A 26,367-nucleotide genomic window follows, 5' to 3' on the forward strand; every position below is an offset into this window, starting at 1 on the left:
GTTTTTTAAAATTTATTCTTAAAATCATTGAACGGAATCTCATAAAAACATCGTTTTCCATCGGGTAAAAACTCAGGGAATCCTAATGCTGTAAAGTCTTTTACCAATTGTTCCGCATCTTTTTTATAGATAAAATCAAATCTGGATTTAGATTGCAATTTATTCCATTGACTATTATAAAACTGCAAAAATTCTTCTTCCGTTTTATATTCTAAAATTTCAAACAGATCTTCAAGGAATTTCATCACTTGAGTTTCTTTCAATCCTTCAGGAACCGAATCTATTCTCAGTACATTTTCATGGGCCACTTTCGTCTCAAAACCAAGTTCGGGAAGATACTTTTTAATTGAGTTATATTTACTTTTCTCAATTTCATTCATGTGATATTCCAAAGAGAAAAGAAGAGAATGACTGTTTGTTGCTCCTCTTTTTACCGGTTTATTATTTTCAGCAACCAATAACCTATGGATTCTTCCTAAATCCATCATCAGTGCCCGATCTCCTTTATTGAACAACCAATATCCGTTCGGAAGCCTCATCAAATCTTCATCAAAATCTTCATCTTCAAATAAATTAATTTTTGAAGGTGCTGCAGTGATATTCTGATGATACATCTCTGTAATGTTTTGAATTTGTGATAGATTAACCACTTTTTCTTCCAAAAAGGGATTATAGTCTTTATCTACAACAATTTCAGGCATTTTAATAGTACCGCCACCATTTCCTTTGCTTGGATAGGTCTTATTCATCATCTGATCCAAATCCGGATCTCTTTCAAAATCTAAACTTGGTGCAATATTATAAATCCCTAAAGATCTTTTTATGGTTGATCGAAGCAAAGCAAAAATAAGGTGCTCATCTTCAAATTTAACTTCTGTTTTTTGTGGATGAATGTTAACGTCTATCTTCTCAGGATCAAGATCTAAGAATAGGAAAAACGTAGGAACATATCCCGGAAGAAGTAATCCTTCAAATGCTTCCTGAACCGCTTTATTGAAATATGGGCTTTTAAAATATCTTCCATTTACGAAAAGAAACTGCTCGCCTCTTGTCTTTTTTGCTCCTTCAGGTTTTGCAACAAACCCGTGAAGTTTACACCAGATAATATCTTCTCTGATAGGAATAAGCTGCGGCTGTAATTTTCTTCCAAAAATATCAACAATACGCTGCATCTGATTCCCCTTTCTTAATCTGAAAATAGGTTCATCATCATGAAATAAAGAAAACTCTAAATTTTCATGAGCCAACGCCACGCGCTGAAATTCATCAATGACATGACGGAATTCTATATTATTGTTTTTAAGGAATTTTCTTCGTGCTGGAACGTTGTAAAAAAGATTTTTAACTAAAAAATTAGAACCCTCCACTGTTTGTGCAGGATCTTGAAATTGGAAAACTCCGCCTTCAATATAAATATTCGTTCCGATACCCGCCCCTCTCTGCATTGTTTTCAATTCAACCTGAGAAACTGCTGCAATAGAAGCCAAAGCTTCTCCACGAAAACCTTTTGTAATAATCTTGAAAATATCTTCAGTTCCTTTAATCTTGGAAGTTGCATGTCTTTCAAATGCCATTCTTGCATCCGTCTCAGACATCCCTTTTCCATCGTCTACAACCTGTATCAGATTTTTTCCGGCATCTCTGATAATCAGCTCAATTTTGCTAGCATCTGCATCTATTGCATTCTCCAAAAGTTCCTTCACTATGGACGCAGGTCTCTGCACCACTTCTCCTGCCGCTATTTGGTTGGCTACATGATCGGGTAAAAGCTGAATTATATCTGACATAAAAACATTAAATCGACTTACAAAAATAGTCAATGAAAACGGGAATAAAAACATTAAACCCGTGAATTAAAATTTAATTATCAACAAATCAACAATCTTGCCGTAAAGCTCTTTAAACAGTGTTTTACAATAATCAGTTTTTTACAAAAGAACAACCCTCTAGTTGCCTTATACAAATAGAGGGTTGATTCACAGCTAGTTTACACAAAAAATAATACTGATATTATTATATTTATTCTTGTACTTAATCTTCAAATACAAGTTTTCTTTTTTCTTGTCTCTTTTCCTTTATTTCCGGAATCCCGTGGATCTTGTTATATAAATAAGCTACAAGGTTCGGTTTTTTATAGATTTTACTATATCTGTACCGTGTTTTGAAATGTCGGACATGGATTTTATACATATCATACCCAATGACAATCAAAAGACATAAACTAATGACATAGAACACTCTAAACTCCAAGTAATAATACGTTAACCCTGAGAAAACAGCTCCCAAAACATAAGCAAACATAATACTTGTTAGTAATTTTGCCCTTGCAATCAGTTCTCCGTTTTTTCTAAATTTTTTCTGGGTAAACATGGAAAAAAGTATTCCCAAATCCGTTGTTGTTCCCGTAAGGTGAGTTGTTTTTACAGAGAAGTTTGATATACTTGCTGTTAAACCATTCTGCAAACCTGTTGCAAAAAGCATTAATGCTACCAAAAATTCTGTTTCTTCTAAAGTTTTCCGATAGAAAAACTGTCCATAAACTCCCACAAACAATAGACATAGTATTTCTAATACAATAGGCATTGAATGCGCAAAATATTTACTCTTTTTATTGAAATTAATGACAATAAAATTAGAAACAAAGCCTCCCAAGAAGAACAAAAATATCCAACCTCCGACTACCGCAACTTGCGTCCAGTTTCCTTTACTTATTTCTGCCGCCAAGATGGCATAATGCCCTGTTACGTTTGAGGTAAAAGAGAGAAATATTAATAGAGATGCTATATTTATAGTCCCTGCCGTAAAGGCGGTCAGCGTCCCCAACCTAATGTTGTCTCCCAATGTCCTGCTGTTACTATAATTTCTTAACATTTTTTAATTTTTAAAGTGTTGTGTGTTTTTTTAAACCTCAACAAAGACCTCTGCAAGCCTTCCTCTTTCCGGAAGTCTTTTAGCAATCTCAATAGTAATTTCCTGAGTTTGCAGATCTTTGCATTTTTTGATGTAAGAAGCAATGTCGAATTTCCCGTTCCCTTTGCTTTTAATAGCCGGAGAATAATAGGCTTCTTCTATATTTTCTGCTTTTACATAATTATTAAAAGTCCTTTGGAAGCTTCCCGTGAAAATATCACAGACTACTTTACTAATTAAATGAGGGTATTTATTTTTGATAATCCCATAGGCGTCAACAAACTCCTGAGGCCTTATTTTATTGAAGATTGAGCTTTTGGTTGTAAACAATAGATCTCTGATAGAATCTCCCATTTCATATCCCGATACAAGCAAAATATTATATTGAGTTTCATCCCCTTTTGCATCTTTCTCTTTTAGTACTTTTTTCAATATATTTAAAGACTCTAGAGAGTAATCCGTGGCAATTAAAATCGTTTTAGTCATATCTTTATGATTTAGTTTCGTGTTTATCTTTTTTGATAATACAAAACTATAGCGACCAAATTAGAAGCTCTTTGGAATAGAATTAAAATGTCATTAAAGAGATTAAAATGAGATTAGAAAATTGTTAAGGTGAGTTAACATAGGCGAAATTAGCTAAACGCAAAGGCGCAAAATAAATTTGTAAATCCGTTTTTAGGGCGCAACGATTTTATCTCCGATAAAATTGATAATGTAAATCTTGCTGAAAATCTTTGATTTTCTTGCGCCTTAATAAACACTAGTTTTATAAACTTTGCGCTTAACCAACGTTTGGAAAATATTAAACAATATCCTGCTGAGTACTATAGAAATTAGGAAAACGAAGCTGAACAGTCGTTCCTTCGTTTTCATGAGAACTTACGATGAGTTCGCCACGATGCATTCTGACAATATTTCTTGCCAAAGGAAGCCCGATTCCGTAGCCTTCGTAATTTTTTGTATTAGACGCCCTAAAGAAAGGATCGTAGATTTTATTCATTTCCTCTTCAGGAATACCAATTCCGTCATCTTTAATAATGATATAAACATCTGTATCCGTAGCGCCTAACGACACTTTTACCTGTTGAAAATTAGAATATTTACATCCGTTTTGAATAATATTGGCCACCGCAAGATGCAACAACTGCTCATTACCCTGAACTTTTAATTTTTTAGGATTATCAGGCAACATACTTATATCCAGATAGATATTATTTCGAACATCAATTTTTCGCAATGTCTCAATAACATCCCAAAGCAACTGATCAATTCTTACCTTATCCATTTTCTGCACCTTACCATCAAAACCGGTTTGGGCAATCATCAATAAAGCCTTGATCTTTTTATCTAATTTTTCGGCTTCATCTAAAATAATCTCTAAGGTTTCTTTATACTCATTGGCTGTTCTATTGATAGAAAGCGCCACATCTGCTTCTCCCATAATCGAAGTAAGCGGCGTTCTCAATTCATGGGAAACATTTCCAATTAAATGATTTTGGGTTTCAAATGAGGTTTCAATACGGTTAAGCATTCCGTTAAAGGTATCTACCAACTCATTCAATTCTTTATTATCAGGCTGAGATTCCAGTCTTAAATGAAGATTTTCAGAACTGATTTCCTTTACCTTTCCTGTGATTTTTAAGATCGGCTTAAATAAGGTTTTAGATAAATAAAAAGAAAAGATCATACTAAAGAACAACGAAAGCACAACACAAGCGATCAACGTTCTCTTTAGAAAACCTAAATAATAAACTACATAATGATTTTTTGCAGAAGCAATGGCGATATATTCTTTATTATCAGACTTAAAAGATTGCCCGATGTAATAAAACTCTTTATCATTATAATTAGCCTCACCTCTTTTTATAATATTCTTGAAAAAATAATCCGGAATATGTACTTCTTGAGAAATTTTTTTGAAATTAGAATCCGTTGGAACCGCAAAAACATAATCTTTTTCCATCGGAAGTTCTTCGTCATTTGAACTGTTCAGAACATAATTTTCAGGAAGATCAAGATGGTCTTTGCTTTTCTCAATCTGCACAATAGTTGTCGTACGGATTTTCAGCAATTCATAAAATCTCTGATGTGAAAAGTTGACAATAGAAAAATAAACCAATCCACTAAACAACAATATAATGGCGGTAAAAACCAGCATTAAAAGTACCATCGTTTTGGTTTGATTTGTGACAACTCTATTAAACATTCAATTAAGGCTTTTTCAACACATACCCCATTCCTATCACGGTATGTATTAATTTATTATCATCTTGCTGATCTAACTTTTTCCGTAAATAATTAACGTAAACATCCACAACATTCGTCCCCAACTCATAGTTTACCCCCCAAACCGCATCCAGAATTTCTGCTCTGGAAATCACTTTTTCAGGATTATTAAGAAAGTATAACAGTAATTTATATTCTGTAGAAGTAAGAGAAATCTCCTCTCCCGAACGGGTTACCTTTTTAGTATAATCGTTCACTATTAAATCCGAGAATTGAAAAACGTGCTCATTATCAACCTCCGGTTCTGCGATTTCCTGAGCCGGACTATTATTACTTCTCCTTAATAATGATTTTATGCGGGCTACCAGTTCAATAAACTTAAATGGCTTTACCAGATAATCATCTCCCCCATTTTCTAACCCGAGAACGATATTTTCGGATGTTCCCAGCGCCGTTAAAAACAGAATAGGAACGTGTTTATTCGTTTTTCTGATTTCTTTACAGACATCCAACCCGTTCATCTCCGGCAGCATGATATCCAGAATTACCAGATCAAAATCATTAGCCTGCACCAATTGAACTCCGGTACGGCCATCGAAGGCCACAGAAATTTCATAGCCTTTTTCCTGAAGTCCTTTTTTTATAAAAGAGACTACGCTGGTTTCGTCTTCGATCAGAATAATTTTTTTCATAAGAGTAACGAATTTCACAAAAATAGCATTTTTTATTTTGAGCCGGAAGCCTGATGTGGGAAGAAACTCAGATTTAGAAGATAGATCTTCTTATTTGGACTCCATTTAATGATTCTGACATTTTAAAATAACAATAAAAAATTTCAGTTAATTGATTTTAAACGTAGCATACACTCTATAGAATAATACTAAATTTGTTCTCAATTAGTAACATTCAAAACAATTCGGGTTAAATTCTAAATACTATGAACGATTTTTTAATAGGTGTCGGAAAAAGATTAAAAGATATTAGAAAAAAAAATAATTTAACCATTAACGAATTGGCTCTCAGAGCAGATGTAAGCAATGGACTTATTTCCCGAATTGAAAATGGAAGAACCATTCCTTCCCTTCCCGTTCTTCTGGATCTTATTCAATCATTAGAAATTGATGCCAGCTACTTTTTTGAAGGCGTAGAGAAAAAATCTCATGCAAAGTTCATTCATTTACCTAAAGAGAACCAACAAGTTATTGAAAAAGAAGTTGAAGCAGAAGGTTTCAAGTATATGCATATTTTCAGTAAAAGTCTTCATTCATTAGGTTTTGAAGCTGTTTTGTTAACTATTGAACCTCACGCAAAAAGAGAAAAAGTAATCACCGATGCCTGGGAATTTAAATACATTCTGAAGGGAGAAGTAAAATATGTAATCGATAACGAAGAAATTATCCTAAAAGAAGGAGACTCTTTATATTTCAATGGAAAATTCCCTCACGTTCCCGTAAGCATCAGCAATGAAAGCTGCATTATGCTTGTTCTTTATTTTTATTCCGATAAACATTAATCACTTTTTACTATAAGACAACTTTTAATTGTTTTCTCATTATTATTTTGGGTAATTATAACCTTTTCAATCTTCCTTTTTAAAATAAAAAGTTTACAAATACTCAACTTTTTATTTTTAGAAGCATTTCAAAATTAACGTAGAATTAATCAAAAGCCACTCAGATTATTAATTAATTTTATTAATGATTTATTCCTTTTAAATTAATAAAAACCATTAAAAACTCCTATATAAAGCTTTTTAAACATTATTTACCTAAAAATAGCTCTAGTAATATATTGGTCTTATTTTAATGAATTTGTTAATTATTACTTAACTTCAAATTATTACATATATTAAAATTATTAGCTTGTTTTGCAATAGAAATTTAATATTTGTAAAATGCGAGCAAAATTTGAGAAACTATTTATCCTTGTTTTTGTCTGTTGTATTACGCTGCTATCAGCCCAAGAACAATCTATTATAGGCGTTGTCCTGGATGAAAGCCAGCCACTTCCCGGAGCCACCATAAAAATAAAAGGCTCTTCTAAAACTACCACCACAGATGTTGACGGAAAATTCATCATCAGTGATGTAAAAACCGGACAATATCATTTGCAAATAAGCTATATAGGATATGAAACTAAAGATACAGATGTAGATCTAGTATCGGGACAAACTAAAGACCTAGGTACTGTTAATTTATCTCAAAAACACAAAAGCATTGATGAAGTTATAGTAACCGGAACCTTAAAAAACACAGAGGCAAGAGCTTTAAATCTTCAAAAAAATGCCATCAATATCAGCAATGTCATTGCATCTGACGGAATCGGAAAACTACCGGACAGAAACGCCGCAGAAACCGTACAACGTGTACAGGGCGTATCTATTGAAAGAGACCAAGGAGAGGGAAGATTCGTCTCTTTAAGAGGATTACCCCCGTTTTGGGCCTCTACAACCATCAATGGAAACAGACTTCCAACCGCAGAAGAAGAGACCACCTCAAGAGCGACAGCTTTCGACTTCTTTCCAACAGAATTGATTTCCTACGTTCATGTTAATAAATCTTTCACTCCCGATATGGAAGCAGACGGAATTGGCGGCGGTGTAAATTTCATCACCAAAACTCCCCCGATGAAACCTGAACTGAAAATTACGTTAGGAAGCGGGTACAATGCAAAAGCTGATAAAGGAGTATATAATTTGGGGCTACTTTACGGAGGAAGAACAAAAGATAAAAAGTTTGGTTACCTTTTTAATGTGGCTCACTTCACAAGAAACTGGTCAACAGATAATTTTGAAGCGAGAAGAAGTGGTGACGAAGGTGTTTTCAGGCTTGAACTTCGCGATTATAACGGGGTTAGAAAAACTACAGGAATCAATACCGCTTTTGAATATGTCTTATCTCCAAAAACTACATTTTATCTAAAAGGAATGTATGGAACACTTGCTGATGACGAAACCCATTACAAACACAGAATCAGGTTTGATAAATTCAATGCGGCAGATAATACGGTAAGAGTTGAGCTACAGAACATTCACAATAAACTTATCACTGAACTAACATCTGTTTCTTTAGGAGCCGTTCATAATCTCAACAAAGGAAAAATAGATTGGGACCTATCCTATTACGACAACAGATTCAAATACGGGAACATTCCGGACAAGCAAAATAATTCTTATTACGTCATCAAATACACTCAATCTGGCGTTGGTATTAATCCCAATTATATTTCAGATCATGGAAACGGACCAAGAGCTTATTGGCAGGCAGACGGCGGAAAATTAGACTATAAAAATACAGATGCCTTATTTGGTTTTTACAGCGATCCTAATTTCAAAATGGACGCTTCTAAAATGAAATTCACCGATTTAGAATTCTACAAAGTTTTTGTTGATGAAAAAGATAAAATTGTGGCCACCTTTAATCATGAGATCAACGCTTCTGATAAACTGACCTTAAAATACGGTTTCAAATACAGGGATAAAGAACGTAATGCAAGATTTTCTGATATCTTTTACAACTGGAACAATGCTTCTGCTCCTTATCTATCTGATTTTGGTCAATTCATCACCACTCAGCCAAACGGCACAAAATATTTAAGCGAAATGAATGCCCACATCGGGAATACTTTCGGGCCTGTTTTATCAACAACGGGAATGAATCAGTTTTGGTTTCAAAATCAAGGAAATTTAAAAATTAATCCTGCAGATTCAGAGTCTCTTGAATTTAACAAGGCGTTAGGAAGAAACTTCGATGTTTTTGAAAAACATGCAGACGCTTATGGAATGGGAACGTATAAAGTAAATGATCAGATGACCATTTTAGGAGGAATCAGATTATCAAATACAAACACCAAAGTAAGAGGTTATAATGTGGTGGATAACGTATTAACACCCGTAGAAAACACCAAAAATTATCTTGCCGTTTTACCGATGTTACACATTAAATATGCTTTAAACGACAAAACCAATCTACGTTTTGCGGCAACCAGAACATTCTCAAGACCCAATTTCGGTGATTTAACTCCTGGAGGAACTTACATTGAAGCAGATTATAAATTTATAGGAGGAAATCCAAATCTGAATCCTACTTATTCTTTAAACTTCGATTTAATGGGAGAATATTACTTCTCTAATGTAGGGATTTTGAGTGGTGGTGTTTTCTATAAATCAATCACAGATCCGATCTTCCAAGATTCTTTCATCGGTACGTACAATGGAAATAGCGGTGTACAATTCTCTGCTCCCAACAACGGAAAAGCAGCTTGGCTAAGCGGAATTGAATTGGGAATCAACAGAAGATTCGATTTCTTACCCGGTTTTCTTCAGTATTTCGGAACACAGCTGAATGCCACTTTCATGAATTCTGAGATGGAAAAACCAAGCGGAAGAAAAGTAAAGCTTCCGTATCAGGCAAAAGAATTATACAACATCCAGATTTTCTTTGAGAAAAAAGGATTCAATGCAAGATTGGCTTACAATTATAAAGGGAAATATGCTGTAGAATATGCAGAAGAAGATATCAACGATTCTTACTACGGAAAATACAGCAGCTTAGACTTCGGAACATCGTATCAATTCACAAAATATCTGCTACTCTACGCAGACGTGAATAACATTCTGAACAAGCCTTTGATCTATCATTTCGGAAAAGATGAAACACGTCCGGAGCAGGTTGAATACTATGGCGTACGATGCAATTTGGGTATAAAACTTAATTTCTAACCTCATCACCATGGCAGAAAGTAATAATAAAAAAACAGGAGTAACTCTAAAAGCGGCATTCGCTGCTTTTGGGGTCTACTTTTGCATGTACGGTTTTAGAAAACCTTTTACAGTAGCTTCTTTCGAAGGTCTTTCTTATCTCGGTGTTGATTATAAAGTGTTGATCATCATTGCTCAGGTAATGGGCTATTTTATCTCAAAATTTATCGGAATTAAATTTATTTCAGAATTAAAACCCGAGAAAAGAATCTTCTATTTATTCACTTTTATTGCTGTTGCCGAATTGGCTTTGTTAGGTTTTGCAGTTGTTCCCGCTCCTTACAACATCATCTTTATGTTTATTAATGGAATTCCGCTGGGTATGATCTGGGGAATTGTATTTTCCTACATCGAAGGAAGAAAAACAACAGAGATCATTGGTTTGTTTTTATGCTCAAGCTTTGTGGTTTCTTCAGGATTTACAAAATCTGTCGGAAAGTTTTTAATGGACACCTTTAATATTTCAGAATTCTGGATGCCGTTTTCTGCCGGATTACTCTTCGTAATTCCCTTATTGATCTTCGGATTCATGTTAGAGAAGCTTCCAAAGCCAACGGAAGAAGATATTGCTTTAAAAAATAAAAGACGACCACTCAACACCACAGAAAGAAAAAAAATCATCAAGCAGTTTTTTGTACCGATGCTTTGTATCACCTTTTTATACGTGAGCTTGACAATCTTAAGAGATTTCAGAGATAATTTCAACCGTGAGATCTGGGATAATTTACATATCAAATTTGACAGTTCAGTTTTTACCTTAACGGAAGTTCCAATTGCGATCATGGTGCTTTTAATCCTGAGTTTTATGGTAAAAGTGAAGAACAACAAAAAAGCCTTTGCTTATTATCATTACATCCTTTTCGGAGGAATATTAACCGTCGGATTTTCAACCTATCTATTTGAAAACAACTTATTATCGCCTTTTCCATGGATGGTTCTTTCGGGTTTTGGAATGTATTTATGCTACATCCCCTTCAACGGAATTTATTTTGACCGAATGATTGCCGCCTTTAACATCAAAGGAAACGTGGGATTTCTCATCTATTTTGTAGATTCTTTTGGGTATCTGGGAAGTGTTTTGATTCTGCTTTATAAGAACTTCGGATCTTCCCAAACCTCATGGCTCAATTTTTATATCAAACTCAACTACATCATCGTGGTCATCGCATTAGTTTCTTCTCTTATTGCCTTTATCGCATTCAGAAGAAAATCAAGAAAAAATAAAATTAACAATCAACCATACATCAATTTCGACACGTCGGAAAGTATATAAATTACAGTAACAATGACAACAAAATTCGATTTAATTGTTGTAGGAGGTGGAATTCTAGGAACATTCCACGCCTATCATGCCTTAAAAAGAGGTCTTAGCGTAGCTTTATTAGAAAAGAATTCTCTGCCTCAGGGGGCTACCGTAAGAAATTTCGGTCAGGTTGTTCCTTCCGGAATGGATCTTAAATGGCAAAACTTCGGAAGAGAAAGTTTAGCAATTTATAATGAACTTCAGGAGCAAACCAATTTAACCATAAGAAAAAACGGTTCGGTGTACATTGCTTCCAATGACGAAGAAATGCAGTTGATCAAAGAATTATACGAGATCAATAAAAATAACAGCTATGAATCTGTTCTTTTATCAAAAAGTGAATGCATTAATAAATTTGACGGCCTTCGTTCAGATTATTGCAAAGGCGGATTATTTTTCCCACAAGAATTGTCGGTAGATTCTGCCGAGATGATCTTAAAACTGCACGCTCTTTTAAAGGAAAAATTCAACCTAAAAATATTCTACAACACCACCGTTCTGGAAACATATGAAGATGATCGTGAATGCACCGCCGTTACTTCAGATGGAACAGAATTCAATGCTGCTAAAATTATTATCTGTGGCGGACATGAGTTTAAGACCCTCTATCCAACCGTTTTTAACGAAAGTGATCTTGAAGTAAGTAAACTTCAAATGCTACAGACAAAACCACAGGGAATTTATTCTTTACAGGGAAATATTCTTACCGGATTATCCATTAGAAGATATGAAGCGTTTGAAGAATGTGCTTCTTTCGAAAAGATCAAATCAATGGAAGACCCCAATTCTTTTGAGAAAAAATTCGGGGTTCATATTTTATTCAAACAAGCGCTGGACGGCTCTATAATTTTAGGAGATTCTCATGAATATGCCGACGCAAAAGATTCTGACAATTTAGGATATGATCTGAATATGGAAATTGATGAATTCATGATCAACGAAGCAAAAAAAATTATAGACCTGCCCACTTACGAAATCCAGAGGCGTTGGTTTGGAATCTATTCTCAATGCAAAACGAAAGATATTTTCGAACATAATCCTTCCCCAAACATCCACATCGTAACAGGAATTGGAGGCAAAGGAATGACCGGAAGCGGCGGCTTCTCAAAATTTAACATCGATAAAATTTACACTTAAAATAAATGAAGAATATAGAATTATTGGTTCTGGATATGGCTGGAACTACGATCAATGAAGACAATGTAGTATACAAAACATTAACAAATGCCGTGAATGATTATGGCTATCAGGTTTCTTTAGAAAAAGTCTTATCCACCTGTGCGGGAATGGAAAAACTGGAAGCCATCAGCAGTTTATTAAAAAAGATTGAAGGAAATGAAGAGGATGCATTGCCCATTTTTGAAAACTTTTCAGACCAATTAAAAGATGCTTATCAAAACCTAGAGGTAAAACCCATTATTGGAGTTGAGGAATTCTTGCTGAAAATGAGATCTAAAAACAAGAAAGTAGCCTTGAATACGGGATATACTTCCGAAATAGCGCAACTGCTTATAGATAAACTGGGCTGGAAAGAGAACATTCATTATGATGTTTTAATTACAGCCAATGATGTTTCAGAAAGTCGCCCAAGCCCCGAAATGATCCATCTTGCAATGAAGAAGTTTAATATTAATGATGCCGAAAGAGTATTAAAAGCAGGCGATTCTGTTATTGATATTGAAGAAGGTAAAAATGCAGGCTGCGGACTGACCATCGCTGTTCTTTCAGGGGCGCAAAACAGAGCCGAACTTGAAAAATCCAAACCCGATTATATTTTCAACACTTTATCTGAGGCTGAAGAAATTCTTTGCTAATTCTTTCAAACTAAGTTTACTTATTCAGCCTCTTTTTTGATTTAGCATTCAACTTTTTAATTATCAATTAATTAATTTTAAGTTCATACATGTTTACAAATAGTAAATTAATTTTACAATTATAAAAATATAATTACTATTTGTAAACATTCTTATTTTTAAACTATCTAATATTATGAAAACAAAACTATTTTCTCTTGCTGTCATTATGAGTAGTTTTTTCAACGCTCAGACAAAAAAAGTTCTTTTTATTGGGATCGATGGATGCCGTGCGGATGTGATGATGTCATCCAACATTCCTAACATTCAGAATCTGGTTTCAAAATCAATCTATTCTATAGATGGACTTTGCGCAGCAACAACCTGGAGCGGAAACGGCTGGAGTACAATGCTTACAGGCGTTTGGCATACCAAACACAATATTCAGGACAATAGTTTCACCAACCCGAACTATGTAAATTACCCTGATTTTTTAACCAGAGCAGAAACGTATAATTCAAACCTAAGAACAATTTCTTTAGCGAGCTGGGCTCCAATCAATGATCAAATTGTTCAGAATGCAGATGTTCAGAGCAACTTCACTTCCGATGTAGCGGTTAAAAATGCAGCAATTAGTGCTTTACAGACCGATAATCCGGATATCTTATTTATTGATTTTGATGATGTAGATCACGCAGGACATTCTTACGGTTTCGCTTCGTCTGTTCCTCAATATGTTTCCGCTATTCAACAAACAGATGCTTATGTTGGAGAAATTGTAAATGCAATGAAAAACAGAGCTACTTATAATAACGAAGACTGGCTAGTTGTTTTAACAACCGATCATGGAGCCGTTCAAAGTGCTCATGGTGGAGGTAATCTTTCAGAAAGGAATATTTTTACGATCTATTCTAACCCTAATTTCATTCCTCAGCAAATCAGCAAAACGATTCTTGAATCTAATAAAACCTTCAATCAACTTAATTTTCCTGCAGGAACGTATGCAAAACCCACAAATCAGGCTCCTTTCAACTTTGGAGCCACTCAGGATTTCACCATTGAGTTTTGGGTAAAACCTAATGCAAGCTTTTCAAGCGATCCGGTAATGATTGGTAACAAAAACTGGGCAAACGGTAAAAATAAAGGGGTTATCATCTCGGGATATTCTGGGCAAACCTATAAAATAAATATTGGTGATGGAACCAATAGAATAGATCTTGTAGGAGGAAAAATGGAAACCAATCAATGGAAACATATTGCCGTAAGCTTCGACAGAGATGGCCTTGTGACTTTATATGAAGACGGAGTTCCTGTAACTTTTGCCAAAATGAATACCATTGGAAATATTGATTCCGGGCTTCCTTTCACAATCAATCAGGACGGAACGAATGTTTACGGGCAAAATTTAACCGCTTCTTACAAGGATATCAGGGTTTGGAAATCGGCTCTTCCTAATGACGTTTTGGTAAATTGGGCGAATGAAAATATCACACCTTCACATCCGTATTATGCTCAGTTATTAGCCAACTGGAAATGCGATGAAACTTCAGGAAATACACTTGTTGATTCGAGCCCGAACAATAATAACGCTTCAGTTACAGGCTCTCCGACTCGTAACGCGGGAACTGTCAATAATTTTAAGATTTTCAATTATCTATCTACCACCAGAGAAACAGATCATTTACCAACTGTTTTAAACTGGATGTGTATTCCGGTTCAGGCTTCTTGGGGAATTGATGGAGTGAATAGAATTCCGCTATGTTCTAATGGAACTTTATCCACCAAAGAACTTGAAACCTCAGCAAATGATTTCACAATTTATCCAAATCCCGCAAATCAGGAAATCAATGTAAAGTTCAAATCAGACGAAAGAGAGGTAAAAGTAGACCTTATTGATGCTAAAGGAAGTATTGTATCAACTCAAAAAATCAGTTCTTCAAAAGGATTTTATAATGAGAAGATTAATATTACTAACCTTTCAACAGGATTTTACTTCATTAAAATAACAGGAAATAAAAAATCGCTTTCAAAAACATTTATCAAAAAATAGAAAAAAGAAATTTTTCAGTACATATCATTAGTAGATTTAATTTTTGATATTAGAATGAGGATAGTTTTATCCAAGTTCTAATATCTTTTTTTATTTGTAAAGAACCTTTTCAAACTATTCTGAGCAAAAGACAATAACGAGAATATTCTTCTTTCGAAATAAAGAAGTAAAATTAATTAAGAAAATTAGTTTCTAATAATGGGTAATTAGATTAAACTCATCTTAGGAATGGGATACTATTATAATAAGATAACAAAGTGAAAATATACTTTTTACGAACTATCTCAAAATAAAAAACCCTCCGTAATAAAATTACAGAGGGTTTTAGTACCCCGGGCGGGACTTGAACCCGCACGTTCTTACGAACACAGGATTTTAAGTCCTGCGTGTCTACCAGTTCCACCACCAGGGCATGGAGTGGAGCGAAAAACGGGATTCGAACCCGCGACCCCAACCTTGGCAAGGTTGTGCTCTACCAGCTGAGCTATTTTCGCAAAACCTGTGCGGATGAAGGGACTCGAACCCCCACGCCTCACGGCACCAGATCCTAAGTCTGGCGTGGCTACCAATTACACCACATCCGCATTGTTTTGTTAAGTTATATTTTTAAAGAGCTTGTATCGTTTTTGTGAGTGCAAATATAGGACATTTTCTTTTACTTCCAAACTTTTCACAAAAAAAAATTAAAATATTTTAATTTTTTTTCTCTCGTAGCCTTTATTACGATTCATTTTCTTACTTTTACATCGTTAATATTTACGATATGGAATTACAAGGAACGGTAAAGAAACTTTTTGATGCTCAGACATTTGCGAGCGGGTTTCAAAAAAGAGAAATGGTTATTTTAACCCAAGAACAGTATCCACAACCAATAAACATAGAATTTTTATCTGATAAGATAAATTTACTTGATAATATTAGAGAAGGAGAAAATGTAAAGGTGGGAATCAACATCAGAGGAAGAGAATGGACTTCTCCTCAAGGTGAAACTAAATATTTCAACTCTATTACAGGTTGGAAAATTGAGAAAGTTATGGACAACGGTTCTGAACCTACTCAAGCTTCCCCATCACAATCTGCATCTCCGGTTTCTAATGAGAATCCATTTGCTGGAGACGAAGACGATGATTTACCTTTTTAATTAAAAGACAACGATCAAATATAAATCCTGCTTTATTCAAGTAGGATTTTTTTTCACAAAAAATGGTTCGATTAGACGAAAACGAGATTTCATTTCCCGACCCTGCTCTGTACGATGGTCATGACGGAATTATTGCGTTTGGTGGAGATTTATCTATCGAACGTATCTGGTTTGCCTACCAGCTGGGAATTTTCCCTTGGTATAATCCCGATGAGGAAATTCTTTGGTGGTGCCCCGATCCGAGGTTTGTGTTATTTCCTGAAGAGTTGAAAGTATCAAAATCGATGCGAAAAATATTGAATCGAAATGTTTTCACTTTCACAGAAAATCAAAATTTCAGAGGAGTTATTAAAGGCTGTCAGGAAATAAGCAGAAAAGGACAATCCGGAACCTGGCTTTCGAACGAGCTTATGGAGTCTTTTATTCAACTTCACGAATACGGATTGGCCAAAAGTGTTGAAGTTTGGCAAGATGGAGAACTGGTTGGCGGATTTTATGGGTTGCAAATTGGAAATGTATTTTGCGGAGAAAGTATGTTTGCAAAAGTAAGCAATGCCTCAAAAGCAGGATTCATTCATTTTGTTGAAAGTAATAAAAACAACCTTGAACTCATTGACTGCCAATCTCACACAGAACACTTGGAAAGCTTGGGTGCCTGCATGATTCCTAAAAAAGAATTTTTAAAAATTTTACACGAAAACAATGAACGCAGATAAAGAAAAATGGATTCTTTTAGCCATATTGAGCCTTATTTGGGGATCTTCTTTTATTTTGATTAAAAAGTCTTTAGATCACTTCAATCCCTTTCAGGTAGGAGCTTTAAGAGTTCTTATTGCAGGAATTGTTTTAATGCCAATTGCCTTATCTAAATATAAATCATTTCCAAAGAAGCATTTAAAATGGCTTATTTTAGCAGCATTCACGGGAAGCTTTATTCCTATGTTCCTATTTCCCATCGCAGAAAAGGAAATTACCAGCAGCATTGCAGGAATCATCAACTCTATGATGCCTATTTTCGTGATTATTGTGGGCGCTCTCGTGTGGAAGTTCGAAACTACAAAACAGCAGCTAATTGGCGTTTTTATTAGCTTTACAGGGGTTTGTATATTAGCTTTCGGAGGAGATGACAATAGCGCTTTTAAGTTTATTCCTATCCTATTGTTGTTATTAGCAACTTTATGTTACGCCGTGAGCACAACAACAGTAAAGTCTAAACTCATGGAAGTTTCTTCTACTGTGCTATCTGCTTTTGTATTCTCATTTGTATTATTTATCCCGTCATTACTCGCTTTAACCTTTACAGGATTCTTTTCTACATTCAGCTTTTCTAAGGATACTATGACAGGGTTGATGTTTGTAAGCCTATTATCGATTTTCGGAACAGGGCTCGCCATGATGATGAATTATAGATTACTGAAAGTATCTACTCCACTGTTTGCATCAACAGTTACTTTGTTAATGCCTATTGTCGCAATTATCTGGGGTATTTTAGACGGCGAAAAACTAACCATCTTACAATTTGTAGGTGCAAGTATCATTATCGCCGGATTAATCTTTTTAAGAGCAAAACCTGCCATAAAAAAATAAATCCCGCATTACTGCAGGATTTACTCTTTTATTTAAGATAAATTAATTTTTCTTTCTCACTTTAGCTTTCGCCTTTTTCACCTCATCTTTAATGTAAGGATACTTTTTCTGCATATCCGGTGCAAGCGTTGGATCTAAGCTTAATGCCAATTGAAGAGATTCAATACCTTTTTCTTGATTTTTAAGGTTGAAATAACAGTTGCTTAACTGATAATACAATTCTGCTCTGTTGTGTGATATTACAGCAGCATTTAAAAGCGTAACCGTTTCGTCATATTCTCCCAAAAGCATCAATACTTCTGAATAAGCATACCAGTTATAAAATCTTGAAGGCTCTGCTTCAACCAGCTTTTTCAAACAAGCAAGACTTTCTTCAAACTTTCCGGAATCAATAAATAAGAATGCTAATCTTTTTTGATAGTCAAGATTATTTTCATTCAGATTAGTCGCCTCCTGTGCAAAATGTAAAGCCTCCGGCATTCCGCCCATTTCTTCATATAAATACGACTGCTCCATCATCGAAAGATAAAACTGAGGGTCTTCTCTCAATGATCTCTGGAATGAATTCAAAGCCATAACCGGTTGTTTTAATGCTTTATAGCACAAACCAATTTTATAAAACGTAAACGCCTTTGTATATTCCAACTCAAGCATTTCTTCATAAATTTCAATTGATTTTTTATATTGACCCAGCGCTTCATAACAAGCTGCTTTATTAGCATACACTCCAACTGCAGTTGAGTTAATGGCCAATAAATAATCAAATCCTTTTATCGCTTCTTCGTAATTTTTTCTGTTGAAATAAAACTGCCCATATTCATACCAAGCGGTTTCAGAATACGCAAAATCATCTAAATATTCATTAAGAAAGGCAATTGCCTCCTCACTCTTATTCAAATCGCTAAAGCAAATCATGGCATTCTCCAAAGGATATTCATCCGTTGGATCTTCTTTCAATGCTTTTTTGTAGTGTTTAAGAGCGTTAAAAGGATCTCCCAAGTTCACATATTCATCCGCAATAAAATTGTGAAGAAAATTTTCTTCTTCTTTTAACTCTAATGCTTTTTTACAGATGTCAATGGATCTTTTAGGGTTTCCTAAATTCGAATAATACTTCGCATAGCAAACCAAAAAGTCTGTATTCTCCATAGATGAAGCCTTCAACTCATCGATAAGCTCTTTTGCAGCATTATACTCTTCCCATTCTAAAAGAACTTCAAGTTTTTTAATCTTGATGTCCAAAGAATTAGGATGAAGTTTAAGACCATAATTTACTGCATTATCTGCATAATTAAAGTCACCCAACTCCAGATAATGAACAATGATATCCTCCAACTCTTCTGTATCAAAGTAGAATTCGTCATTATTTTCCATCATTTCTTCGAACTTTTTCACAAGTTCATTTCCAAAATATTCTTCCAATAGAGTGTCATATCGTCGGCCCAACGTCTGAATTTACTTGCAAACATCGACAAACTTCTTAAATTAATATTACTTCTGAAATTTACTATTTCAAAATGTATGCAAAGTTGCAATTTTTTTTTGACATACATTATTCGTTAATTTCTATCCTAAAGATAGTGAAAAGAATACGAAAGTGAAAGAATTGTGGATAAATAAATAGGAGTTATTATTAAATTAATATGACCAACCTCTTTCTGCTACTGATTTCATGCTGCCAAACCGTTCCAATATCTTTGAGATGTACCGTTTCTGTTTCTATTTCCAGTTTATTATTTGCTGCTGCCTGAAACATTTCGGGAATAATTTCTGTTAACAACAGTTTAAATTCGTCAGGAGTCCAGCTTCCTAATCCTGAACCTGAGATCTGAATGTCTGTTCCTCTTAAAATTTGCGATGACAGCTGGATTGTATCTCCGCTCATTCCTCCTACTGAAACCAATCTTGTTTTGTGGGAAAATGTTCCGTCTCCTTTTAAAGCTGATAGCAGAAGCTCTACAGAACGTCCCCAAACATAATCCAACACAACATCAATTGGGGTTTCGCTGTGGATATCTTTTATTTTTTGTTTAAAATCTTCGTCATTCAATTGCAAAGAGACAACTTCATCCGCTCCAAGATCATAAAGAGAGGCCAATACTTCCTCATTTCTTCCGGTAACAATTACTTTTTTGGCGCCGTATAATTTAGCAACCTGAATGGCCACTTTCCCTGTAACCCCCGTCGCTCCATTAATTAAAACAGTTTCTCCCGGTTTTAGTTTTGTTTTGAATTTAAGCCCCATGGCAGATCCCATCACCGCATTGGGCAAAGCGGCAGCGGTAGGAAAATCAAGACTATCAGGAATGGGAACAATAAACTTTTTATCTGCGACAGCTTTTTCTGCTACGGTTCCTTTTTTACTGAAAAAATACACTTTATCTCCATTTTCGAGCAATCCCACTCCATCACTCCCAATAAGTTTAGGCTGATGCACTTCATTTTCGGTTGAATAATGGGTTCCGCTCGCTCTTGCTCTATCCAAATGTTTGATAGATGCTGCTTTTACGGAGATCAGTTGTTCGTTTTCAGAATTTACTACAGGATCAGAGAAATCTGCATATTGTGGAATTCCACCTTTTTCAAATACTATTGCTGCTTTCATTATGTTTAATTTTAATACAAATTTATTATGAAAGCGTTTAGGGAAGCAATAACATTTGTTATGAGTTGAGATGGAAGTTAGATGCTTGGAGGTGGAAGATTTAGAAAATAACTTCTTTGTGTATTATTTTTAGAGGGCAAAGGCAAATAAATTTGCTTCGCGAAGCTTGAAAACATCGCTTCATCAAATCAACTCGTTGATTCTTCTTTGCTTACTTAGATATGTTTTATTTTTAAATTAAAACTTTGCGTTTAAAAATGAAAAAGTTCTTTATTAATTCAATTATATGCAGTCGCAAAGAAACTTCCATCTTCCAGCCTTTCAAAGCCTGTCTTTCAAAATCTTGCTTTTTATTCTGCTGAGATGCACAGTCGTAATTCCCAAATAGGACGCAATATAATGCTGGGGAACCCTTTTGATGATTTCGGGTTTCTGTTGACTAAGATCAATATACCTCTGTTGTGGCGTATTTTTAATGAATGAGAAAAAGTGTTTCATATAATCGAACACCCTTTCAAAAACAGAATCCATAAACTTGCTCCTTAGCTCAGGGATTTCATAAATCTCTTCTAAAATATTATCCAGAGAAGTTTTATCAATTTGCCATAATACACAAGGCTCAATGGTCTCAAACGAAACCATGCTCGGTAATCCTTTTCGGAAACTTTCAAGGGAAGAAAACATGGTATTTTCCATAAAAAACTGGAAGGTCACATCTTTTCCGTCGTTATTATACCAAGCTCTTACCATTCCTTTTTCAATAAAATAGGCATTCAATGAAATTTCATCTTCTTTGAGAAGAGTCGTTTTTGCCGGAACTTCCAAACGTTTGAAGCTGCTTGTAAATTTCTCACAAGTTTCTTTAGGAAAAGGGAATCTATTTTTTAGATGTTCAAACATGTTGTAAGCAAAAAGAACGGAACCAAAGCCCCGTTCTTGTTAATATATTAAATTAAACTTTTAATTTTAGCGATGATATCATCCCCCAATTTATCAGCCTCTTCCTGAGATTTAGCTTCTGTATAAATTCTGATAATTGGTTCTGTATTCGATTTACGAAGGTGAACCCAATTATTTTCAAAGTCTATTTTTACTCCGTCTATCGTAGACACATTTTCATTTTGATATTCTTTTTCCATTTTAGATAAAATATCATCTACATTGATTTCCGGCGTTAATTCTATTTTCTTTTTCCCCATGAAATAGCTTGGATATCCCGCTCTCAGTTCAGAAACCGTTTTGTTTTCTTTTGCTAAATGAGTTAAAAATAACGCAACACCTACCAAAGAATCTCTTCCGTAATGAAGTTCAGGATAGATAATCCCTCCGTTTCCTTCGCCTCCGATTACTGCATTTTTCTCCTTCATTAAAGTAACAACGTTTACTTCTCCTACAGCACTTGCAAAATATTCTGAATTGTGACTTTGAGCAACATCTCTCAATGCTCGGCTTGAAGAAAGGTTTGAAATTGCCACACCATTTTTATTTTTCAATAAATAATCTGCAACAGCAACCAATGTGTATTCTTCACCAAACATTTCGCCATTTTCATCGATTAAAGCTAATCTGTCAACATCAGGATCTACAACCACTCCAACATCAGCACCTTCTTTTTTAATCAATTCACAGATATCTCCTAAATGTTCTTTCAACGGCTCAGGATTGTGAGGAAACTGTCCGTTTGGCTCACAATATAGCTTTACGGTTTCACATCCTAGTTTATCTAAAAGCATTGGAATCGCAATCCCTCCCGTAGAATTTACGGCATCTAAAACCACTTTAAATTTCTTTGCCTTAATAGCTTCTACATCTACCATCGGTAAATCTAAAATCTGCTGAATATGAATATCAAAAGCATCGTCTCTTGTTTCATATTTCCCCAAATCATCCACTTCGGCATAATTGAAATCTTCACTTTCAGCTAACGCCAACACTTCAGCTCCATTTTCTCCGGTAATGAATTCTCCTTTCTCGTTTAATAGTTTTAGTGCATTCCATTGTTTTGGATTGTGAGAAGCGGTAAGAATAATTCCTCCGTCTGCATTCAGCTCAGGAACCATGATTTCAACGGTTGGTGTTGTAGAAAGGCCCAGGTCAATCACATGAATACCCAACCCTTGTAAAGTTGCTGTAACCAAAGAATTAACCATTAAACCTGAGATTCTTGCATCACGGCCAATGATTAAAGTAAGGTCTTTTTTATTCTTATTATTCTGAAGCCAAGTTCCGAAGGCCGAAGCAAATTTCACCACATCAAGCGGTGTTAAATTATCATTTACCTTTCCTCCGATGGTTCCTCTAATCCCTGAAATAGATTTGATTAACGACATTATGTTTTTATATTTTTTTAATTACTTTATTTCTAAATTTCCTCTGCAAAGATACTTAAAAGACCTATATTTTATAGAATAGGTATTTTTTCCTGAAGCTTATCATAATTTCGTTTCACAACTTTCGGAGGTGCAAAACGATAGCCAATATAAAGCAACCCGTATACATTATTATTTTCTACCGTAGAGTTCTTCTCTTCATTATATGTATCCGCATAAAAATTCATTTTGCCTCCAAACAAAAACCGATCCGTATTGTATCCTACATGGATCCCACCCGTAAACTTCATGGTTAGATATTGTGTGTTTTCCTTGATTCCCTTTGTTCCATCTTCCAGAGAATCTCTATAGCTGGAAAATTTCCCACCAAATCCCAATGATACATAGGGAGAAATATTGAATTTCTTTGCAATCACCCAGTTGTAAAAATACGCCATATTGGCCCCGACGTTATATTGAACTTCTTTAATTTTCTGATTCTCTTCAATATTAGAGAAGGTTGTACGGTTGTAATCTAAAAATGGAACCCAGCTTCCACTACTTTTTTTCTGCCATTCTCCCTGAGTATAAATAGCATTCAACGAAAAATTTTTATTAAGAGTATATGAAGTAGAGCCTCCAAAACTTTGTATTTTTAAATTAGGAATCTGAAAATAGGGATCTCTTCCTTCCTGCCAGTCAGGATTTATATCTTTCATATTCTCTATATAAAAACCTTTTACCCTTTTGTAATAAAGCGTTTGTGTAAACCTTTTTGGAAAAAACCTAAATCTGAAATCTGTATAAGAACTATTGCCTTTATTTTCATTTTCATTATTCCCCGGAATAAATCGCGGCGCAAATGATATGGTTGCACTTATGATTCTATAATCAATAGATAAAGATGTTTTCGTCTTATTGTTAATAGAAAGGATAGTCTGATGTACATTTTTAGCATCGCCTACCGAAAAAATATAACTTTCGATATTGGTATCCAAATTAGCACGGATCATGACCTGATCTGCGTAAGATTTTATAATAGTGGTATCAACCTGCGCTTTTCCAAGAATAACACACAGGCAGCAGATAAAAAGAAAGAGTGCTTTTAGCCTCAAATTGAATTCATTTTAGTTTTGAAAAATGAAAATACTACAATTTTTGCAATTATCAACTTAAGATAAGATTATGAGCATCCACAATCTTTATCGCAACCCGTTTTTTTAGAGCTAAACTTTTTAGGGGCAAAATTCTTTCTTAGAATATTGAATAACGAGTAGCAAGCGAATCCAACTACCACTAAAACAACTACATATTGAAAAATTAATGAAGAGTTCATTATTTTAATATTTGATATACTATCATCGACACAAAGTATGCCAAACCTGTCATCATCACAACCTGAAAGCCAGTCCATTTCCAGCTTTTGGTCTCTCTGTAAACTACTGCAAGTGTAGAAACACACTGCATTGCAAATGCGTAAAATAAAAGTACGGAAACCCCGGTTGCAAAGTTGAAAACTTTTTCACCGTTTGGCTTTACATCATGTCTCATTTTATCAATCACTTTTCCTTCGGCAGCATCCTTATCCAGACTGTATAATGTAGACATTGTTCCTACAAAAACTTCTCTTGCGACAAAGCTTGTGATAATCCCAACCCCCATTTTCCAGTCGTAACCCAATGGTGCAATAGCAGGCTCAATTGCTTTTCCCATTTTTGCCAAATAAGAATGATCTAGCTCAACATTCGTTGCAACCACTTCATTAGGATTCTGTTTTGGACCAAAATAACTTAAGAACCAGATAATAATACTTACAATGAAGATGATTTTTCCTGCTCCTGTTATAAATTCCCAAACTTTACCCAATACCATTTTAAAATCGTATCCGAAAAGTGGTTTTTTATACGTTGGTAAATCCATTACCAAGTATGTTTTACCTTTATTTTTAATGAAACCTTTAAGAATAGCAGCAGAAAGCAATGCCACCATGAATCCTAAAAGATACATTCCTAATAATACCAATGCTTTATATTGGATTCCATAGAAGGTTCCGTCTGAAATAATCAATCCGATGATGATGCTGTAAACAGGAAGTCTTGCAGAACAAGTCATGAAAGGCGTTACCAAAATGGTCAACAATCTTTCTTTTACATTCTCAATATTCCTTGTAGAGATTACCGCAGGAATGGCACAAGCGGTTCCGGAAACTAATGGAACGATACTTTTCCCGTTTAATCCAAATGGGCGTAAAAAACGATCCATCAGGAAAATAACCCTCGCCATATATCCTGAATCTTCCAGTAAGTATAAGAAGTATAATAGAATTCCGATTTGAGGTGCAAAGACCATAATCCCGCCTAATCCAGGAATAATTCCGTTAGAAATTAATGAATTCAGAGGTCCTGCAGGAAGATTTTCTCCTGTGAAAGCAGATAGCCATGCAAAGAAATCATCAATCCAATTCATTGGATATTCCGCCAAGAAGAAAACACTTTGGAAAATGATTAATAGAATCAATAAGAAAACAACATAGCCCCAGAATTTATGAACTAAAACTTTATCTAATTTCTCCGTAAGTAATTCTTTGAATTGTGGCTTTTTAGTGATTACATTCGCTAAGATCTTATCAATATTCTGATATCTTCTTATGGTTTCCTTTACCTGTAATCTTTTGGGAACTAAACTTTTAACTTCAGAATCATTTAATGCATCTTTCATTGACTCGATTTTACTCAACTCAACTCCTGAAGACACAGATATCCAAGCTTTATATTCGCTATCAAAACCTTTATGTGAAACTAATTTTTGAATAAAACCAGCATGCTCGTTGGGCGTTGCAAAAGACGCTTTATCTGTTTTTAAAAACTCATTATTTAAAACAGCCTCTCTTATTTCATCAATACCAATCTGCTCTTTAGCATTGGTTTGGATGATTTTAATTCCTAATGCTTCAGAAAATTTTTGAACATCGATATTCACGCCTCTTCTCTCCGCCTGATCAATTTGGTTTACCACCAAAATCATCGGAACGCCTAAATCCTGAATTTGCTGAAAAAGAAGAAGCCCTCTTTTTAAACTTAAAGCTTCCAGAATATAAACAACTCCTGCATAATTTTTCTGCTCATCAATAAGAAATTTAGAAAAAATAGCCTCATCTTCAGAACTTGGGTACATGCTGTATGAACCCGGTAAATCAACTACCTCAACCTCTTCATTCTTGTAAACATAATTCCCTGAATGGCTTGCTACGGTAACACCCGCATAATTTCCAGTTTTCTGTTTTTTGTTGCAAAGCGTATTGAAAACTGTTGACTTTCCTACGTTCGGATTTCCGACTAAAAGTACCTGTTTTTTTTGAGTATCCTGCATTAATTCAATTCTTCAACAATGATAAAATTACCTTCTTCTTCACGAAGGGCAATTCGGCTTTTCTCTTCTCCAAACTCCACATACATAGGACCATTAAACGGAGCCTGATACAATATCCTGAAAGCAGTATCGGGCAAAAGACCCATTTCTATGATCTTACTTGGCATCTTCATTTCGTCATCATCATACCCCAATATTTTTCCCATTTTATCTTTAGGAAATCCGCTCAATTTATGTAAATCCTTCTCTTTCAAAGCCTGATCTTTTATGAATGCAAATATACTCTATTTAAATTTAATCTAAATAACGGAA

At 34.8% G+C, this 26,367-nt stretch carries 21 protein-coding genes and 3 tRNA genes; 9 read left to right on the forward strand and 15 right to left on the reverse strand.

Annotated elements, in window-relative coordinates; translation table 11 throughout:
- Positions 1 to 5: 5 nt before the first annotated feature.
- The 5 genes from mutL to BUB80_RS10945 form a co-directional block, all read right to left on the reverse strand.
- Positions 6 to 1,787, reverse strand: coding sequence for a DNA mismatch repair endonuclease MutL (gene mutL / locus BUB80_RS10925; protein ID WP_073292966.1), 1,782 nt, complete (start codon positions 1,785 to 1,787; stop codon positions 6 to 8).
- Between the two features lie 244 nt (positions 1,788 to 2,031).
- Entirely contained in the window at positions 2,032 to 2,871 is an 840-nt protein-coding gene (locus BUB80_RS10930) for a YoaK family protein (protein ID WP_073292967.1), read from the reverse strand.
- Between the two features lie 30 nt (positions 2,872 to 2,901).
- Entirely contained in the window at positions 2,902 to 3,396 is a 495-nt protein-coding gene (locus BUB80_RS10935; RefSeq protein ID WP_073292968.1) for a hypothetical protein, read from the reverse strand.
- A gap of 319 nt (positions 3,397 to 3,715) precedes the next feature.
- Complete coding sequence (locus BUB80_RS10940; protein WP_073292969.1) at positions 3,716 to 5,119, reverse strand: sensor histidine kinase; 1,404 nt, start codon at positions 5,117 to 5,119, stop codon at positions 3,716 to 3,718.
- A 4-nt stretch (positions 5,120 to 5,123) separates the two neighbouring features.
- Entirely contained in the window at positions 5,124 to 5,831 is a 708-nt protein-coding gene (locus BUB80_RS10945; protein WP_073292970.1) for a response regulator transcription factor, read from the reverse strand.
- A gap of 245 nt (positions 5,832 to 6,076) precedes the next feature.
- Between BUB80_RS10945 and BUB80_RS10950 the strand changes: the two genes are divergently transcribed.
- The 6 genes from BUB80_RS10950 to BUB80_RS10975 all read left to right on the forward strand — a co-directional run bounded on the left by BUB80_RS10950 (position 6,077) and on the right by BUB80_RS10975 (position 15,044).
- Positions 6,077 to 6,652 carry a helix-turn-helix domain-containing protein gene (locus tag BUB80_RS10950; RefSeq protein ID WP_054512570.1) on the forward strand — a complete coding sequence of 192 codons (576 nt, stop codon included), beginning with the start codon at positions 6,077 to 6,079 and terminating at the stop codon, positions 6,650 to 6,652.
- 381 nt (positions 6,653 to 7,033) lie between these two features.
- A complete protein-coding gene (locus BUB80_RS10955) occupies positions 7,034 to 9,859 on the forward strand; it encodes a TonB-dependent receptor (protein ID WP_073292972.1) in 2,826 nt (941 codons plus the stop codon).
- Between the two features lie 10 nt (positions 9,860 to 9,869).
- A complete protein-coding gene (locus BUB80_RS10960; RefSeq protein WP_073292973.1) occupies positions 9,870 to 11,171 on the forward strand; it encodes a DUF5690 family protein in 1,302 nt (433 codons plus the stop codon).
- A gap of 12 nt (positions 11,172 to 11,183) precedes the next feature.
- Positions 11,184 to 12,338 (forward strand): TIGR03364 family FAD-dependent oxidoreductase, encoded by a 1,155-nt coding sequence (locus tag BUB80_RS10965; RefSeq protein ID WP_073292974.1) that lies wholly within the window; start codon positions 11,184 to 11,186, stop codon positions 12,336 to 12,338.
- A gap of 5 nt (positions 12,339 to 12,343) precedes the next feature.
- Positions 12,344 to 13,015, forward strand: a complete 672-nt coding sequence (locus tag BUB80_RS10970) for an HAD-IA family hydrolase (protein ID WP_073292975.1) — start codon at positions 12,344 to 12,346, stop codon at positions 13,013 to 13,015.
- A gap of 175 nt (positions 13,016 to 13,190) precedes the next feature.
- The gene (locus tag BUB80_RS10975; RefSeq protein ID WP_073292976.1) at positions 13,191 to 15,044 is read left to right on the forward strand and encodes an alkaline phosphatase family protein; all 1,854 of its coding nucleotides are present in this window, start codon (positions 13,191 to 13,193) and stop codon (positions 15,042 to 15,044) included.
- 328 nt (positions 15,045 to 15,372) lie between these two features.
- Here BUB80_RS10975 and BUB80_RS10980 read toward each other — a convergent pair.
- The 3 genes from BUB80_RS10980 to BUB80_RS10990 all read right to left on the reverse strand — a co-directional run bounded on the left by BUB80_RS10980 (position 15,373) and on the right by BUB80_RS10990 (position 15,628).
- Positions 15,373 to 15,456 (reverse strand) — tRNA-Leu (locus BUB80_RS10980).
- A gap of 6 nt (positions 15,457 to 15,462) precedes the next feature.
- Positions 15,463 to 15,538 (reverse strand) — tRNA-Gly (locus tag BUB80_RS10985).
- An 8-nt stretch (positions 15,539 to 15,546) separates the two neighbouring features.
- A tRNA-Leu gene (locus BUB80_RS10990) sits at positions 15,547 to 15,628 on the reverse strand.
- 179 nt (positions 15,629 to 15,807) lie between these two features.
- On the opposite strand from BUB80_RS10990, the gene BUB80_RS10995 reads away from it, so the two are divergent.
- From BUB80_RS10995 to BUB80_RS11005, 3 genes are all read left to right on the forward strand, one after another.
- Positions 15,808 to 16,185 carry a DUF3127 domain-containing protein gene (locus BUB80_RS10995; protein ID WP_073292977.1) on the forward strand — a complete coding sequence of 126 codons (378 nt, stop codon included), beginning with the start codon at positions 15,808 to 15,810 and terminating at the stop codon, positions 16,183 to 16,185.
- A 62-nt stretch (positions 16,186 to 16,247) separates the two neighbouring features.
- On the forward strand, positions 16,248 to 16,901 hold the full coding sequence (gene aat / locus BUB80_RS11000) for a leucyl/phenylalanyl-tRNA--protein transferase (protein ID WP_073292978.1): 654 nt from the start codon (positions 16,248 to 16,250) through the stop codon (positions 16,899 to 16,901).
- Complete coding sequence (locus BUB80_RS11005; protein WP_073292979.1) at positions 16,888 to 17,772, forward strand: DMT family transporter; 885 nt, start codon at positions 16,888 to 16,890, stop codon at positions 17,770 to 17,772. The genes aat and BUB80_RS11005 overlap by 14 nt, the downstream gene beginning before the upstream one ends.
- Positions 17,773 to 17,814: 42 nt before the next feature.
- Here the strand turns inward: BUB80_RS11005 and BUB80_RS11010 are convergent, their stop codons facing one another.
- The 7 genes from BUB80_RS11010 to BUB80_RS11040 form a co-directional block, all read right to left on the reverse strand.
- Complete coding sequence (locus tag BUB80_RS11010; protein WP_073293000.1) at positions 17,815 to 19,194, reverse strand: tetratricopeptide repeat protein; 1,380 nt, start codon at positions 19,192 to 19,194, stop codon at positions 17,815 to 17,817.
- Positions 19,195 to 19,405: 211 nt separating this feature from the next.
- Positions 19,406 to 20,377 carry a quinone oxidoreductase family protein gene (locus BUB80_RS11015; RefSeq protein ID WP_073292980.1) on the reverse strand — a complete coding sequence of 324 codons (972 nt, stop codon included), beginning with the start codon at positions 20,375 to 20,377 and terminating at the stop codon, positions 19,406 to 19,408.
- A gap of 321 nt (positions 20,378 to 20,698) precedes the next feature.
- Entirely contained in the window at positions 20,699 to 21,277 is a 579-nt protein-coding gene (locus BUB80_RS11020; RefSeq protein ID WP_073292981.1) for a Crp/Fnr family transcriptional regulator, read from the reverse strand.
- Between the two features lie 47 nt (positions 21,278 to 21,324).
- Complete coding sequence (gene glmM, locus BUB80_RS11025; RefSeq protein ID WP_073292982.1) at positions 21,325 to 22,707, reverse strand: phosphoglucosamine mutase; 1,383 nt, start codon at positions 22,705 to 22,707, stop codon at positions 21,325 to 21,327.
- Positions 22,708 to 22,778: 71 nt separating this feature from the next.
- A complete protein-coding gene (locus BUB80_RS11030) occupies positions 22,779 to 23,801 on the reverse strand; it encodes a DUF4421 family protein (protein ID WP_073292983.1) in 1,023 nt (340 codons plus the stop codon).
- A gap of 220 nt (positions 23,802 to 24,021) precedes the next feature.
- Positions 24,022 to 26,055, reverse strand: coding sequence for a ferrous iron transport protein B (gene feoB / locus BUB80_RS11035; protein WP_073292984.1), 2,034 nt, complete (start codon positions 26,053 to 26,055; stop codon positions 24,022 to 24,024).
- Positions 26,055 to 26,309, reverse strand: coding sequence for a FeoA family protein (locus BUB80_RS11040; protein WP_073292985.1), 255 nt, complete (start codon positions 26,307 to 26,309; stop codon positions 26,055 to 26,057). The genes feoB and BUB80_RS11040 overlap by 1 nt, the downstream gene beginning before the upstream one ends.
- Positions 26,310 to 26,367: the final 58 nt, after the last annotated feature.

This window comes from Chryseobacterium polytrichastri (assembly GCF_900142445.1).
Lineage (GTDB): Bacteria > Bacteroidota > Bacteroidia > Flavobacteriales > Weeksellaceae > Chryseobacterium > Chryseobacterium polytrichastri.